The organism is Chryseobacterium sp. SORGH_AS_0447 (genome assembly GCF_030818695.1).
In the GTDB taxonomy this organism is placed as follows: Bacteria; Bacteroidota; Bacteroidia; order Flavobacteriales; family Weeksellaceae; genus Chryseobacterium.
Genome location: NZ_JAUTAR010000001.1, coordinates 2558105 through 2574421, shown reverse-complemented (window position 1 = coordinate 2574421; position 16317 = coordinate 2558105). Strand labels below are relative to the sequence as shown.

Below are 16317 nucleotides of genomic sequence, written 5' to 3'. Positions count from 1 at the left end.
TAAACAAAAACAGCTGTCCCAACTTTTTGGACAGCTGTTTTATTTTTTGTTTTTAAAAAACCTCATAGGTTTTAATAACCTATGAGGTTTGATTAATCTTCTCAGACAAGATTCTTTTATTAGATTATACTTAATACATCAAAGTAATTCCGGCTCCCCAGCCCATTTCGTTATCATAATTTCCGGATACCGAAAGCCACTTCTGTACAATATAACGCAAACCTGTTGAGAATTCTCCGTCGGAATTCAGGCTGAAATTTCCTCTTAATCTTCTCGAAATCGGAATGTCTTCTCGCTGAAACTCCAGCAGGACTTTCCCGTTTTGGTCTATACTGGCATCAGCAATAATCAGCATTGGCAACACATATTGTGCTCCTACAATAAATGCACCCTTTGTCTTTGAAGCTTTCTGCTGGCCGAACCATGTTTTACGGCCGTGAAAATCCATTCCCATCGCTTCAGCCATCTGCCGTTCCATGATTTCATGATTGTTCTGAATCCTGAATCCGGCATAAGGCAGCGCCCACTGAAACTTTCCTAAAAACCTTCCCGCTTTAAAATTTCCGTCAAAATGATTGAAATCCCAGTTGGAGTGAAATTCATTCAGATTGGTCCATCGTGGTCCGAACATTGTCATGGTTTCCGCATGGAGCTTGTTGGAATTTACATCCAGCATGGCCATGGAGCTGATCATTCGGTTGTCTTTCATAAAGTTTTTCCAGGCCAGCTTTTTATCCGGCAATTGCGGATTAGGTCTTGAATTTTCATAGCTGAATACCCTTCCCATTCCTGCCATCATGTGATAAAGGATGTGGCAGTGGAAGAACCAGTCGCCATCCTGGTTGGCTGCAAATTCAATCGTATCGGTTTCCATCGGCATAATATCCACCACATTTTTCAGGGGCGAATACTCTCCTTTGGCATTGATTAACCGGAAATCATGACCGTGCAGGTGCATCGGGTGGCGCATCATCGAATTGTTGTACATGGTGATTCGCAGAATTTCTCCTTTCTTCACCAGAATTTTATCCGTTTCCGTCACCGTTTTATTATCCAGTGTCCACAAATAATGATTCATATTTCCTTCGAGTCTGAATTTCAGCTCACGCACATTATCTGAAGGCAGAATAGTTTTCTCAGGAGATTTCAGCATATTGTAGGATAATCTTTTGATGAATTTTTCTTCGGACATATCCATTCCCGAATGTTGGGAGTTATCTTCGGTTTCCTTCTCTTTGATGCCCATCATTTCATTCATATGCCTCATTGTCATTTTACGCTGGCTTTCGGAAAGCTCGGGGTACATTACCTCATTCATATCCATCATCTGGTTGCTCATCGTCATATTCATCGGCTTCATGTTTCCGCTGATGCTCATCATGCCGTTCATCATCTTCATTCCTTCAAAAAGCTTTAGCCGGGGTAAATCCGGAGCTTCCACCTTATCTCCCGATCCCAGCCAGAGCGAAGCATGACCGATCCGGTCTTCTGACGTAGCGCGGAATTCAAAACTTTTATTCTCCGGAATGGTAACTTCAATATCGTACGTTTCAGAAACCCCGACAATCAGACGGTCGACTTCCACAGGAACGACTTCATTGCCGTCGTTGGCCACCACCTTTATTTTTCCGCCTCCGAAATTCAGCCAGAAATAGGTGGAAGATCCTCCATTCGCTACTCTAAGCCGTACTTTATCTCCTGCTTTCAGATCAGCATATCCGGAACTGGGCTGCCCGTTGATGAGAAACCGTTCATAATACACATCACTCACATCCATAGCTTCCATCCTCTTCCATTCGTTCAATAGTTTTGTCCCGAAATTTCCTGATTTCAGGGCTTCTCCATAGCTCTGGACGGCGTTTTTCCTGATGGCATACCAATCGGTGTTCGCCATGTGAAGCCGCCTGGCGATCTGCTTGGGGTTGTCATTCGTCCATTCTCCCAGCAATACGGGAATTTCACGGGAATAGTTTGTACCCGGATTTTCTTCTCTTTTCTTGAAAACCAGAATCCCGTTCATACCAATCTGCTCCTGCAGGCTTTCATGGGAATGATACCAATAGGTTCCGTTCTGTGAAATCCTGAATTTGTACAGGTGCGTTTCTCCGGGCTTTACAGGTTTTGTCGTAAGGTAAGGAACACCGTCAAATTCATTGGGTAAAATGACTCCGTGCCAATGAAATCCGGTATTTTCCTTCAGCATATTGTGAAGATAAATTTCAGCAGTATCTCCTTCAGTAAAATATAAGGTCGGAGCCTGCAGCTTTCCGTTTACAGCAATTGCCCTGCGGTTTTTTCCGGTAAAATTGACGATCGTGTCTTTTACATATAAATCATAACGCACTGTTCTGCCGCTGAAACTCAGTTTTCCGTTTGCCGAATTCTTTTTTAAAACAGAATCACTGGTTCCGGGTTCGGGATCATGTCCAGTATGATCTTCGGCTTCGATTAAATTCATTCCGCATTTGGGACATTTTCCCGGTTTGCCGGAGGTCACTTCCGGATGCATCGGGCAGGTATACTTTTTCTGCTGTTGAACAGCAGACTGACGATCCGGCTTTGATCCGGATACAATCTTATCCTGCGACCTGTTTTTAGAATTTAAAACAGGCTTTGAAGTGCTTTTACTGGAACTTCTTTCTTTATTTACCGGATTTTTAACCGAACTTTTTTTAATTTCTGTTTGTTTTACTTTGGCTTCCGGAGCCTGCTTATCTTTTGGTTTTACTATTGCTTTCGGCTTCACCGCCACCGTCTTTTTTACCAATGTCATCCCACACTTTGGGCAGTGTCCCGGTTTTGAAGAGACAACTTCGGGATGCATCGGACAGGTAAAATAGGTTTTTACCGTTTGTGAGAAACTTAAAAAAGAGCAGAAAAGCAACAGAAACAGGATGAATTTTTTCATTATATTCCGTAATGTATTTAACCGCAAAGGCCGCAACAGATAAGTGTACATCATTAAGATGAATAGCAGATCATCAAGAAAAAAAAATTAACTTTTAATCTCCTGAGATCTTAATACACTCAATGCTCTTATAAAATTTGCGATTGCAGTTAAATGAGTTAGAAAATGGTTGTAAAGCCGATTGAATAAGATTTAAATTTAAATCCTTTCCTGTTTAAAAACACATTATTTGGTACAAGCTCTTACCGTTAATAGCAAAGCTTATTTTCGTTCAGACTTTACAACCAATTTATTTTAAATAATACAGGTCTTACTTGATGGTCGACTTCACATTCCCACAGGTAAGCATGGATTTTCCATAATAAGGATTGGCAATCTTTGATTCGTCGCTCAGCCAGCTTCCATCGGCCATCGGGCAATACTGAACATATACCGGACTGTCGGAAAGCTTGTATTCTTTGGCCAGGGCAATCATGTTGTCTGAAAGATTCATGAAGGTCTCTCTTTGCGTGGTAATGCTTCTCGCCTCTGAAATGGCGGTAGCATCTTTTCTTAGAATATTGAGGTTTCCTTCCGAAACTTTTTTGTAGTCAACAGCTGATGCCGTTTTGATAAATTCGGATGCTGCTTTTGAAGTTTTATCGGCATCGTCCGAAGCCAGAGCCGATTTTATGGCAATATAATTTTGATAGAGTTTAGAAACCTGTGCATCCTTTTTGGACTGTGCCGAAATAGAAATGATTGAAAATAAAGAGAATACTGCAGTGATGATATACTTTTTCATTGTTTTAAATTTTAGGATTAATTTTAATTAAATATTTTAGAACCGCATGATGCGACAAACCGTGTCGTGTTTAATAATAATATTAAGCGACTGACGGATTCTAAATCCTAAAATGACAATGGGTAATAAAAATGGGAACCGGCCGTATTTCAGGCGGTGCGTTGATTCGTATCTGAATAAATTTGGTAGCGGAAAAAGATGGGTCTGCCACTACAAATTCGTGCCGTGAACCCTCATGGATCTGTTTTAAAAAATCAACTTTAAGAAAATCCGACTTTTGAGAATCGTCAACTTTTACAACTTTGATTTCAGTTTTACAGCAGTCTTTCTTTGTTTTTACACCGCATTTGCTGCATGCATCTTCTGCATTACGGCTTATAGATTCCAATTCATTCATACAATAATGAACGCTGAACACTGCTCCGGACGAAAATCCGAAGTAGAAAACAGAGAACAGTATGGCAAGAATCTTTTTCATTGAGACAAAGTTAAAAATTATCTGTGGTATTTCTGTTATAAAATTTTGTACAGTTGTTATAAAATACGGCAAACAAAAAACTCCCGGCATTCCGGGAGTTTTTCATTTTATTTCGTCAGGATACCAAAGCAGCCCGCTGATTGAAGTTCTTTGCTATTTAATTTTAAATTCAAGCTTTACATTAAAGAAACGCCCTGTTAAACGAACCGGAACCGGATACATCAGGTTGGTGTTGGCATCCGTAATCCATTGGTTGGCTACTGTATTTCTGATGTTGAAGGCATTGAAAACCTGCACTCCAAGCGTCAGTTCATCAAAATTTCCCCAGAAACCGTACGCATTATTTTTTTCTTTCGGATCTATAAATGCATAAGAAAGTCCTAAATCCACTCTTTTGTAGGACGGCAATGTTTTCTGATAAGAGTATCCTGCAAAATAATCGATCTTCCTGTTTTCATCCAATACAATCGGTGAACCGGTGGGCAATCCCATAGCGTAAACCAAAGTAAGATTAACACGCATTTTGGGAAATTTCGGCATATAATCCTGATAGAACATCGCAAAGCGCAGCCTTTGGTCGGTAGGTCTCGGAATATCGCCTCTTCCGTTGATATTTTCATAGACGCGGGCGTAACTTGCCGACAGCCATGAATCAACACCGGGAACAAATTCCCCGAACAATCGCGTATCGACTCCATACGCATATCCCGAAGCATTGTTCTTTCCTGAATAACGGATTCTTACGTTGTCCATGAAATACGGAATAAGATCATCCATTTTCTTATAATACAATTCCGTGGTCAGCTTAAACGGCCGGTCATACATCTGGAACTCATAGTCATTGGCCAGAATAGCCTGAATGGATCGCTGGGATTTTATATTCGGGTTGAAATTCCCGTCGAGATCTTTGATTTCCTTATAAAACGGTGCCTGGTAATAAATCCCTCCCGAAAGCCTGAACAGCATATCGCTGTCCCAATCCGGCTTAATGGCAAACTGTGCCCTCGGAGAGAAGATGGTTTCGTTGTTGAAACTCCAGTGTGCTACCCTAGCTCCCGCATTTAAAAAGACCTTATTGCTTCCCCAGAAAAATTTCTGGGAATACTGCGCGTACGCCGACATTCTTGTCGGCTGTATGTTATTTTTCCCTGAAATATTGTAATACAGTTCCAGATCAGGCGGATTTCTCGGGTCCAGGAGTGCAGAGATCGGAGTGCTGTATCCTGCAGAATCCACCAGCTTCCATTCGTTGGTGAGATCTTTCAGGTTTTCTTTTTCATATTTGAATCCTACTTCGATATCGGTATTGACGTTGGGCGAAAAACGGGCTCTTGCCTGTGTTCCGTATGTTTTCACAAACAAATCATTTCTGGCGTGCTCGATCTGGCCACCGGTATCATAGGAAGTCACCGGCGCTCCCGTTACCGGATCAAACGTCTGCAATACGTACGCCGATGCAATGGAATAATATTCCCGCTCCCGGTTCTGGTAGGCAAAGGCATCCAGCGTAAATCTCCATTTATCCGAAGGTTTGAAATTCAGGGAGAAAGTTCCCATCATATTTTTGTACTTATCGTCTTCACGGCCACCATAATTTACGGTAAGGTTGATGGGCTGCTGTAAAGAACCGAAGTCGATGCTTCTTTCTTTCGGGATCATTTCGTAATCATTCTTGGAATAATATCCGATAAATGACATGGTCAATTTCGGGTTGAAATGATAATTGAGATACGTCTGGAAATCCATGTATTTGGGATTGAAATCGGTATCTTCATTCAATGTATTCAGAACAAGATTGGTATTCCGGTATCTTCCTGAAAACAATGCGGTAAATTTACGGTTCCCCTCACTGTCTTTTCCGGCTGCAAAACCGGTTGTCAGACGGCCACCAATTAAGCTTCCTTCCCCGGCCACCTCAAATTTTTCAGGCTCACGGTAGTAGATGTTCAGTGCCGAAGACATCTTATCGCCGTATCGGGGCTCAAAACCTCCGGCTGAAAAGTTTACGGTGGAGACCATATCCGGATTGATGATACTTAATCCTTCCTGCTGGGAATTCCGGATCAGGAAAGGACGGTATATTTCGATATCGTTGATGTAGATCAGGTTTTCGTCATAGTTTCCGCCACGAACCATATATTGGGATGAAAGCTCCGTATTGGAGTTTACGGAAGGTAAGGTTTTCAGGATTCCTTCGATTCCTCCGGAGATACTGGCCACATTTTTTGCATCCTTAGCCGAAATTTTTACGGCGGTCATATCGTTGGTACTTCCCGTCACTTTTCTCTGGAAAACGACTTCTTCGATGCTTGCGGTTTTCATCGTATCCTTCTTCTTTCTTACCTGAGAGAATACTAATGCAGGAACCATAAGGCTCAATGGTAAAACTAGTTTTTTCAAAAGAAATGTTTTAAAATTTCAAACGTGAATATATAAATTTTATTTTAACTTATTTAAACTTTCCTTAACATTTATAATCATCAATTTCTGCAGTATTTCCTTTATTTTCGAGATTACTCAATCGGAAAAAACTGATGGCAATTCAAACCGGTGTTAAAATTCAGATAAGCTTTTTTAGGTAGTGAACGAACTATAAGATCGCTTCTCTTACCCGGGTTAATTTTTGCAGCAGGTCTTCCAGCAGGTCCAGTCGCAGCATGTTGGCACCGTCGGATAAAGCGGTTTCAGGTGTCGGATGGGTTTCAATGAAGATTCCGTCGGCCCCTACGGCAATTCCTGCTTTGGCTACCGTTTCGATCAGGTCCGGTCTTCCTCCGGTAACGCCCGAGCTTTGGTTGGGCTGCTGTAAAGAATGGGTAACATCCAGAATCACAGGCGCATAATTTCTCATTGTCGGAATTCCTCTGTAATCTACCACAAGATCCGTATATCCGAAAGAATTTCCTCTTTCAATGATCGCTACTTTCTGGTTATCGGAATCTGTAATTTTCTGAACGGCAAATTTCATCGATTCCGGGGAAAGGAACTGTCCTTTTTTCAGGGTAACGCATTTTCCCGTTTCGGCTGCGGCTACCAAAAGATCCGTCTGACGAACCAGAAACGCCGGAATCTGAAGCACATCTACATATTGCGCAGCCAAAGCTGCATGTTCGTTTTCGTGAATATCTGTTGTTGTAGGAATATTAAAAGTCTCTCCTACTTTTTTAAGGATTTCGAGCGATTTTTCTTCACCGATTGTCGTAAAAGAATCCACCCGGCTGCGGTTGGCTTTCTTGAAACTTCCTTTAAAAATATAGGGAATGTTGTATTTGTTGGTGAGTTCCACTACTTTCTCTGCGATTTTCAGGGCCATGTCTTCGCCTTCAATAATGCAGGGTCCGGCAATCAGGAAAAAGTTTTTTGAATCTTTGTGGTGGATGTTATCTAAATACTGAATCATTTTATGGTAATTAAAAGTTCAGTAAAAATACTGAGAAAGTTCGTAAATGCGAAATTATTTACCAATCATCTTTTACAGTCACCGATGCAGTAGATATTTTGTGGGACTGTTAAAGCTTTTATTAACCACAAAAGGTACAAAAGAAATTGATCCTGCATATTTAAGTTACCAATACTACATCAGATAAGTGCACAAAAGTTTAAAAAATCTTTGATTTTTATTCTAGTCCGGCGTGGAATTAACCAGAAATAAATTTGCTAAGCTCCGACTAAATTAATTCAATCAGTTTAATACTGATTTAAACATGTAACTTCAAAACCGTTAGATTAAAATTTCTTCAGAATCTTTTCAAAAGTATTCAGATTACGGCTGGTAAACTGATCTTTCAGGTTTTTCTTCCCTAAAATTTTCCCGAAGGTCGAATCCAAAGTACTGCCTTTCGGAACCTGCCAGTAAAAAGTATGATTTACGACTTTGGCTGCCTCTTTTTCAGCTTTTGAAGCATTGCTGAACTCCTGCATCAGGGTTTCCTCTACCCCTTTGTTTCCTACAAAAATATAAGCATGCAAATCTTCATTTTTATCAAAGGGATTACCATTGACGCAATTCTGTACTTCCTCCTGTGATCTTACGAAAAGAAATGCTTCATAGGAAAAGTATTCGGACATCGCCTTTTCAAGAACTTTTTTCAGTGCATCTTCTTTCTGGTCCGACGAAAAAACAATATTTCCTGAAGCTAGAACCGAGGATACTTCCTTCATTCCGGCATCTTCAAACACCCGGCAGACTTCCGCCATTTTCATATTGGTTCCTTTTACATTAACGCCACGAAGAAATGCACAGTATTTCATGGTTTTTTTGATTTTGAGGGGTTTTTAGGGTTGGAGAGTTGGGGAGTTAAAGGGTTTATGATATTTTTAATCGATTCTTTGGTAGAGGTTGTAATCTGTTCCGGAAGGTTTGAGGATGTAAATTTTTTCCAGAATCTTATTGTCGCTTTTCAGGTGGTCTTTGATCCGGAATTCTTTAATTAATTTATAATGGACTTTCAGATAATCTGCATGTTTGGAGGTAAACAGATCGTCGTAGGAAAGCAGGTATTTCGGCTTTCTGTTTTTTACCGTATTGATCCAGAAATTAGGTTTGTCTTTTTTGATTTCTTCCTGCACTTTTTTGTCTACCAATCCTACTTCATCAATGGTTTTTAACCCTGAAAAATACGGTACGTAACCGGCAGGTTCCAGGAATATCCATTGGTTTTTATCTTTTTCATATCGGTTTAAAAATAATCCGATGGTTCTCCGGTAATTCCATTCCCCGTTTCCGGTAGCAATCGAATGTACAGTCTGGAAAGCCAGCATCGGAACGATGTAAACAACAATCAGCAAAGAAAGCCAAAGATTTCTTTTTTCCTTTTGCTCCAGCACAAAGATCAGAACCGGAACAAAAAGCAGGATCTGCGGAACCCAGTAATACCAGTCGAAAAGGCTTTTCTGTGAAAGGAAAACCAGCTGTTTTACCCAACCGAAAATAAATACCATCCAGAGAAAAACATTTCTTTTCTCCTTTTGTCTTACCAAATATATAAAACAAAGCAGCTCAAAAATCAGAAGAAGGATAGTGAGCGGATTGAAATCTCCCGGCAGCTTCAGCATTCCCCAGAAATTCCCGAAGTTCAGCCTGAAGTATTCCAAATTTTGATCCAATGTAAAATCTTTACTGTAAGCTAATTTTTTGGCTACAATGGTATTGTTGACAATTTCCCCAAAGTAAAACCAATTGAACGCGAGTGTTGCCGCAAAGCCTGCCATACCTCCTAAAATATAAATCCATCTGACTTTTCTCGTCCAAAACAGATCCACTAAAAAGACAACGCCTAAAAAAATAACCGTGTCGATTCTGGTGAATAAAATTAAGAAAGGCAACAGGAGCAAAGCCCATTTTTTAGATTTATAAAAGCCATAATAGAGCAAAGCCATTTCCAGAAAGAAAAGGATGCCGTACTCCATTCCCAGAATGGAAACTTTAATGGCCGGCGGTAAAATTCCTATTAAAAAGATAAAAAGGGCTTTGTGCCAATTGTTTTTCAGCAGAAGATGCGAAAGAAAAAGGCTTCCGATTGTAAAAAGTACAGAATTAAAAGTAAGAAGCGGAACAATGAAATTTTCTTTTCCAAAAATAACGTTGAACAGGTATGATACAAAAACGTAAAGGTGTGTGGTGGATGCAGAAATTTTTTCAGGCCCGTTGAAACCGATCACACCATAATCCATTAGGTTCTGAGCAACCCTCCAAGTAATGAAGGCGTCTTCCTGGATGTAGTTGGTAAGTAAAAACAACAGTTTGAAAACAACTGTAAGTAATACAGCATAGATCGGGATTTTGTTATTTTTCGTCTCTGACATTGTGCTTCGTTAATCAGGCAAATATAATCTTAAAATTCATCAAATCCCAACACAAAAAAAACGGAATCGAAGTTCCGTTTTATATTTAAATATATTTTAATCTTAATGCTAAGTTTAAATTTTAAGATTATTGAGTCGCTTTGATGATCGAGTTGGTGATCTGCGTTTCCTTTTCTTTCGAATAAGTGGAATCAAAAGGTTCCATCACATCGAATAGATACTGGTAAAAAGGCGTGATCTTCTGCACCTGCTCCGATTCTTTCATGGCTTTTTCCTTGCCCATTTCTTTAAGATTTTCAATAAATCCGTTGAATTTCTTATCGATCGGTTCGATGGATTTTACCAGGTAATCGTAGGCTTTGTCTTTTTTCCCGATTCTTGTATAACCGTCTGTAACAGCAGAAACCACTAAAGAATATTCCATCGGTTTGGTTCTGATCTGTCTTCTTAAATAGTTCTGATCGGCTCTGCTCAGGCTCATATAATAATCGTACTCGTCAAAGATTCCTTTTTTAAGAACTTCAGCAAGCTGCAATCCTTTTTTCTCCTGTCCGGAAACGATATATCCGTATACCATCGAGCTTAAAGAACGCGGATCATTGTATTTCTGAGCCGGAATTTCTTTGGAAGCCAAATCCAGTAATTCGGAAGCTTTGGCATTCTGACCCATGGTCGCAAGAGCAGCAGCTGCTCTGCTGGCGGCAGCCCTGTAGCTCATGATGTTGGACGTTGCCGTTTCATCAAAGTGGGTATCAAGATCTTTGAAATTCCCCCATCTGAAGTTTTTCACTACATTATATAAAGAGTTTCCGTCTACCCTTCCCATATCTCCATTCTGCGTCTGCGGCGTATGAACCGGAACCAGCCTGTAGCTGAACCCGTCGAACTGCAGGTATTCATCAAGGTAGAAAATATTTTCGCTGTCGTAGATTCCTCCTGACGAGAAATTGATCGGCCTTTTCCAGTCGAAGTTAGCCAGGACATCAAGCAAGATTAGATTATTTTTATACAACGTATTTCCTTTGTAAGTAATCATGATCTGGTTTACGGTATCCGGAAGATCCGCTGCTTTAATGATTCCTGCTTTTACGGCGTTTTCTTTATTTACCGGCAGGATGAATTTATTTACCGGTAAAATATTGTATTTCTCGTATTTCTCTTCTCCAAAGTACATTTTCAACAATTCATTCTTCGCCGGAGAAGTATATTTTAGGAAGCTGATGGCCTGCTTCATCGTCATGGAATCCTGCGTCAGGAATTTTCTGAATTCTGCAAATTCCGTCGGTGGCGCCCCCTGTTCTTTCAGCATAGAGAAAAGTCCTTCCCAATCCGATTTCTTCATCATATAGATCTGGTCGTTTACACCGTCTCTGTAATCATCGTGGGTCAATACGCCCGGAACCGGTGCTGCATTGTAGGTTCTTCTTTTAATCTGATCGATATTCCAAGGGGTTGAAGCCAGGGTGAAGTTTACCACTTTTACATCATCTCTGAACTGCTCAGTCTCCTGAATAGCCCAAACCGGATAGGTATCATTATCTCCGTATACAAATAAAATATCTTCTTTCGGCAGAGACTTCAATACGGAATATCCGTAATCATAAGCCGTATAACGGTCGTGTCTGTCGTGAACATTATAATTCTGGAAGCCCATCATGAAAGGAACACCCAATAAAACAACACCGGCAACGATATTGGCAGCATTTGATTTTATTTTAGACTGTAGGAACCAGAGAATAGCACCTGCTCCCAATCCGATCCAGATGGCAAAAACATAAAATGAACCCACCATCGCATAATCTCTTTCTCTCGGCTCAAAAGGTTTTACCCCGGTATAGAAAATAATCCCCACACTCATTAATACAAAGATCGAAAGCATAGCGTAGAATCTTCCAAAGTCTCTGTTCAGCTGGAAGAAGAATCCGATTAATCCTAAAATCAAAGGGAGAAAGAAGAATTTAACCGTACTTTCATTTTTAAATTTAGAAGGCATTTTATCTTGGTTGCCCCATAAAGCATTATCGATAAAAGGAATCCCGGAAATCCAGTTTCCTCTTGTGCTTTCCATATTTCCTTCAAGGTCGTTCTGACGGCCCACAAAGTTCCACATTAAATAACGAACGAAATAATATCCGTTCTGGAAGGTGATGAAATAATCAAGGTTCTGCCCTAAAGAAGGTTTTTGAACATTGATTAAGTTATAAGGTTTTACTTTCAGATAATCCGCTGCCGTGATCGATCCGTCTTCGTATTTTTTTCTCAGCTCATCAAAAATCTGCTTCGCTTCAGGACTGTCTGCCACATCTTCATTAGCATAGTTGAACGTAAAATCCGGCGCTCCGTACATCGAGATGTAATTTGACATCACATCTTTGTCCTCATTAAACATTCTCGGCATAAAGCCTACATGCGCTTTATTGAAAACGTAGTTGAACCGGTCTCCTGTTTTTCGGTACGTTCCGGTCTTTTCGTCTTTCTCATAAATTTCTCCGGTCTTCGTGGTTTTGAAACTTCCGTCTTCATTTTTCTCGATCCCGTTGGCGTCAAGAAAAGCCGTGTAATTCTGTCCGTAGCTCGTCGGCCAGTCACCGTATTGTTCCCTGTTGTAATAATCCAGCATTCCGATGGCATTGTCAGGATCATTAAGGTTCATCGGAGGATTGGCATTAGCCCTGATCGGGATTACCATCCAGCATGAGAAACCAATCATCATAAAAACAATAGATAAAGCAATGGTCTGAAACACATTTTTCTTCATCTTTCTGGCGTAGGAAATCAGGAAATAGCAGATGGCGATCATCAGGATAAACGCTACGATTGTTCCGGAATGGAAAGGTAGATTAAGCCCATTAACAAAGAAAATTTCCAGTTTTCCGAACATCGTCATAATGAATGGGAAAATTCCTTTAAATACGATAGCAAGGATAAGCAATGTGATGGCATTTGCCAATATAAAATTCTTCCATGTAAATTTATAGCTTCTTGCATAATACACCAGGCACACAGCAGGAATTGCCAGCATACACATCATGTGAACCCCCACCGAAAGTCCCAGAATAAAGAAAATCAAAATAATCCATCGCTCATTTCCTTCTACCTGATATTCGTTTTCCCATTTGGTAATTAACCAGACCAAAAGCGCAATAAACATCGATGCCATCGAGTACACTTCTCCTTCTACCGCAGAGAACCAGAAAGTATCTGAAAAAGTAAAGCACAAGGCGCCCACAATTCCGGCAAAAAGGATAGAAATTTCCTGATGTTTTGTAATCTCTTCGAAATCTCTGTTCAGAAGCCGTCTTACAAAATGAGTAATTGTCCAGAACAGAAACAGAATCGTAAATGCGCTGAACAGGGCAGACATCGCGTTGATCACGATTGAATAATTTTCGCCATTCCCTAAAGCAAAAATGGCTGCCACGGCACCCACAATCTGGAATAAAGCCGCTCCGGGAGCATGCGTTACCTCAAGTTTTACTGCTGAAGAAATGTACTCGCCGCAATCCCAAAAACTGAAATTCGGTTCTATCGTGGACAAGTACGTGATGAATGCAATAGCGAAAACCACCCATCCGAGAACGGTGTTCCATTGCCTAAAAGTCCAATTTTTCATATTATTAAATCAATTACGCGAAAATAAGGCTTTTCTGTGATTTTAGAGGGGTTTTAACAAAATTTAAAGGTTTTGGCTTACTTTTTGAAAAGTTTCATCATTGGATTATACAGACAAAATAAATTTTATGTAACTTTAGATTTCAAAAATCAAACAAAAGTTTAGAAATTGAATTTATTTTTTTGTATTTTTGCCGACAGATTTTTATTGAAAAATAACGACAAATAATGAGTAATGTTTACGATAATATACTTGGCCTAATAGGAAACACTCCTATGGTGAAGCTTAACACTGTGACGAAAGATATTCCTGCAACCGTTTACGCCAAGTTAGAATCATATAATCCTGGACATTCCACTAAAGACAGAATCGCACTTCACATTATAGAAAACGCTGAGAAAAGAGGTTTATTAAAAGAAGATTCCATTGTTGTAGAAACGACGTCCGGAAATACAGGATTCTCTATTGCCATGGTCTGCATTATCAAAGGATATAAATGCATTCTGGCCGTTAGTGATAAAACAAAGCCTGAAAAAATTGCTTATCTTAAAGCATTAGGAGCTACGGTTTATATTTGTCCGGCAAATGTTCCGGCGAATGATCCGAGATCCTACTATGAAGTGGCCAAAAGAATCGCTGCGGAAACGCCTAACTCCATCTATATCAATCAGTATTTCAACGAGCTGAATATCGATGCTCACTATCAAACCACAGGCCCGGAAATCTGGGAACAGACACAAGGTAAAATAACGCATCTTTTTGCATGCACCGGAACCGGCGGCACTTTGTCGGGATCTGCGAAATTTTTAAAAGAGAAAAATCCGTTTATCAAGATTATCGGAGTGGATGCAGACGGATCCATCCTGAAAAGCTATCATGAAACTGGGGAAATCCATAAAGAAGATGTTCATCCTTACCAGATTGAAGGAATGGGGAAAAATCTGATTCCTTCTGCCCTTCTGTTTGAAAAAGTGGATGAATTTGTACGGGTAAATGATGAAATGTCTGCGTACAGAACGCGTGAAATTGCTTTGAAAGAAGCAATTATGGGAGGTTATACTACCGGTGCGGTTACCCAGGCATTGATGCAGTACGCACAGTCTCACGAATTTTCCGAAAACGATGTTATTGTTTTAATTTATCCGGATCACGGCTCAAGATACATCACCAAGGTGTACAGTGATAAATGGATGGCTGAACAGGGTTTCATCAACAACTGTGTTCACAACTACGATGAAGTTTTCAAAACAGAATTCATCAAATAAGAAAAGAATAAATTTATACAAACCAAGCCTTTTTGTAACTACAAAAGGCTTTTTTACTTAAAATATTAATAAAATGTTGGATATTTTTGACAGAATAAAAGAAAATCCAGGACCACTTGGACAATTTGCAGATTATGGTGAAGGGTATTTCATTTTCCCTAGATTGGAAGGACCGATCGGCCCGAGAATGCAGTTCCAGGGCAGAGAAGTTATTTTCTGGAGTGCGAATGATTATTTGGGAATGTGTAACCACCCCGAAGTGCTGGAAGCTGATGCAAAGGCGGCCGCAGAATTCGGAATGTTCTATCCGATGGGCGCAAGAGCGATGTCGGGTGAGACGGAACAGCACCTTCAACTGGAAAGAGAACTGGCCGATTTTGTTCAAAAGGAATCTGCATATTTATTGAATTTCGGATACCAGGGAATGGTGTCTACGATTGACGCTTTGGTTGGAAGAAACGATGTAATTGTTTATGATGTCGATTCCCACGCCTGCATCGTAGACGGGGTAAGACTTCACGCCGGAAAAAGATTCACGTACCGACATAACGATATCGCCAGCCTAGAAAAAAACCTAGAACGCGCCACTAAAGTTGCTGAAGAAACCGGAGGTGGAATCCTAGTAATTACGGAAGGAGTTTTCGGAATGAGAGGACAGCAGGGAAAACTGAAAGAAATCTGTGAATTAAAATCAAAATTCAAATTCAGATTATTGGTAGACGATGCCCATGGATTTGGAACCCTTGGAAAAACAGGAGCCGGAGCCGGTGAAGAGCAGGGATGCCAGGATCAGATCGATGTTTATTTCTCAACTTTTGCCAAATCGATGGCAGGATTCGGCGCTTTCATCGCTGGAGATAAGGAAATTATCAGATACCTGAAATTTAACCTGAGATCACAGATCTTCGCAAAATCACTGACAATGCCAATGGTAATCGGTGGTCTGAAAAGACTGGAACTGTTGAGAACAAGACCGGAAATCAAAGCAAAACTTTGGGAAAATACCTATAAATTACAGAACGGTCTTAAAGAAAGAGGCTTCAACATCGGTGATACCAACACTTGTGTAACTCCGGTAATGATGCAAGGAACACCTGTAGAAGCAACGCTTTTAGTGAAGGATTTAAGAGAAAATTACAGAATCTTTACTTCGGTAGTGGTATATCCGGTTATTCCAAAAGGAATGATTTTATTAAGGCTGATTCCTACCGCTTCTCATACGGATTCCGAAATCAATGAAACCCTCGCTGCTTTTGAAGCGATCCATGATAAATTGGTAAGTGGGCATTACAAGGAGCAGGAGCAAAAATTATTAGAAGAACAAGGCTTGAGCTTTAAAGCCATCTAAGATAAAACAAAAACCACTGAAAATTTCAGTGGTTTTTTTATGGAATTCATTTAGTCTTCTCATATAAAAATTCAGGAAAATTAAGATCGGCAGAAATTGTAAAAATTAAATTATTT

Annotated in this window: 10 protein-coding genes; 2 read left to right on the top strand and 8 right to left on the bottom strand. The window is 40.2% G+C overall.

Going from position 1 to position 16317, the window contains the following annotated elements; all coding sequences use genetic code 11:
• Positions 1 to 130 precede the first annotated feature (130 nt).
• From QE422_RS11870 to QE422_RS11835, 8 genes are all read right to left on the bottom strand, one after another.
• Positions 131 to 2908 carry a multicopper oxidase domain-containing protein gene (locus tag QE422_RS11870; RefSeq protein ID WP_307458461.1) on the bottom strand — a complete coding sequence of 926 codons (2778 nt, stop codon included), beginning with the start codon at positions 2906 to 2908 and terminating at the stop codon, positions 131 to 133.
• Between the two features lie 310 nt (positions 2909 to 3218).
• Entirely contained in the window at positions 3219 to 3692 is a 474-nt protein-coding gene (locus tag QE422_RS11865) for a DUF3347 domain-containing protein (RefSeq protein WP_307458458.1), read from the bottom strand.
• A 100-nt stretch (positions 3693 to 3792) separates the two neighbouring features.
• Entirely contained in the window at positions 3793 to 4170 is a 378-nt protein-coding gene (locus tag QE422_RS11860) for a hypothetical protein (protein WP_307458455.1), read from the bottom strand.
• Positions 4171 to 4323: 153 nt separating this feature from the next.
• Entirely contained in the window at positions 4324 to 6570 is a 2247-nt protein-coding gene (locus QE422_RS11855) for a TonB-dependent siderophore receptor (protein ID WP_307458453.1), read from the bottom strand.
• Between the two features lie 190 nt (positions 6571 to 6760).
• A complete protein-coding gene (gene kdsA, locus QE422_RS11850; RefSeq protein WP_307458450.1) occupies positions 6761 to 7570 on the bottom strand; it encodes a 3-deoxy-8-phosphooctulonate synthase in 810 nt (269 codons plus the stop codon).
• A gap of 326 nt (positions 7571 to 7896) precedes the next feature.
• Positions 7897 to 8421 (bottom strand): DUF1697 domain-containing protein, encoded by a 525-nt coding sequence (locus tag QE422_RS11845; RefSeq protein WP_307458447.1) that lies wholly within the window; start codon positions 8419 to 8421, stop codon positions 7897 to 7899.
• A gap of 66 nt (positions 8422 to 8487) precedes the next feature.
• Positions 8488 to 9975, bottom strand: coding sequence for a hypothetical protein (locus tag QE422_RS11840; protein ID WP_307458444.1), 1488 nt, complete (start codon positions 9973 to 9975; stop codon positions 8488 to 8490).
• A 127-nt stretch (positions 9976 to 10102) separates the two neighbouring features.
• On the bottom strand, positions 10103 to 13588 hold the full coding sequence (locus QE422_RS11835) for a DUF2723 domain-containing protein (RefSeq protein ID WP_307458441.1): 3486 nt from the start codon (positions 13586 to 13588) through the stop codon (positions 10103 to 10105).
• Between the two features lie 227 nt (positions 13589 to 13815).
• Between QE422_RS11835 and QE422_RS11830 the strand changes: the two genes are divergently transcribed.
• Positions 13816 to 14853, top strand: a complete 1038-nt coding sequence (locus tag QE422_RS11830) for a PLP-dependent cysteine synthase family protein (RefSeq protein WP_307458439.1) — start codon at positions 13816 to 13818, stop codon at positions 14851 to 14853.
• Between the two features lie 76 nt (positions 14854 to 14929).
• Positions 14930 to 16201, top strand: a complete 1272-nt coding sequence (locus tag QE422_RS11825) for an aminotransferase class I/II-fold pyridoxal phosphate-dependent enzyme (protein WP_307462359.1) — start codon at positions 14930 to 14932, stop codon at positions 16199 to 16201.
• Positions 16202 to 16317: the final 116 nt, after the last annotated feature.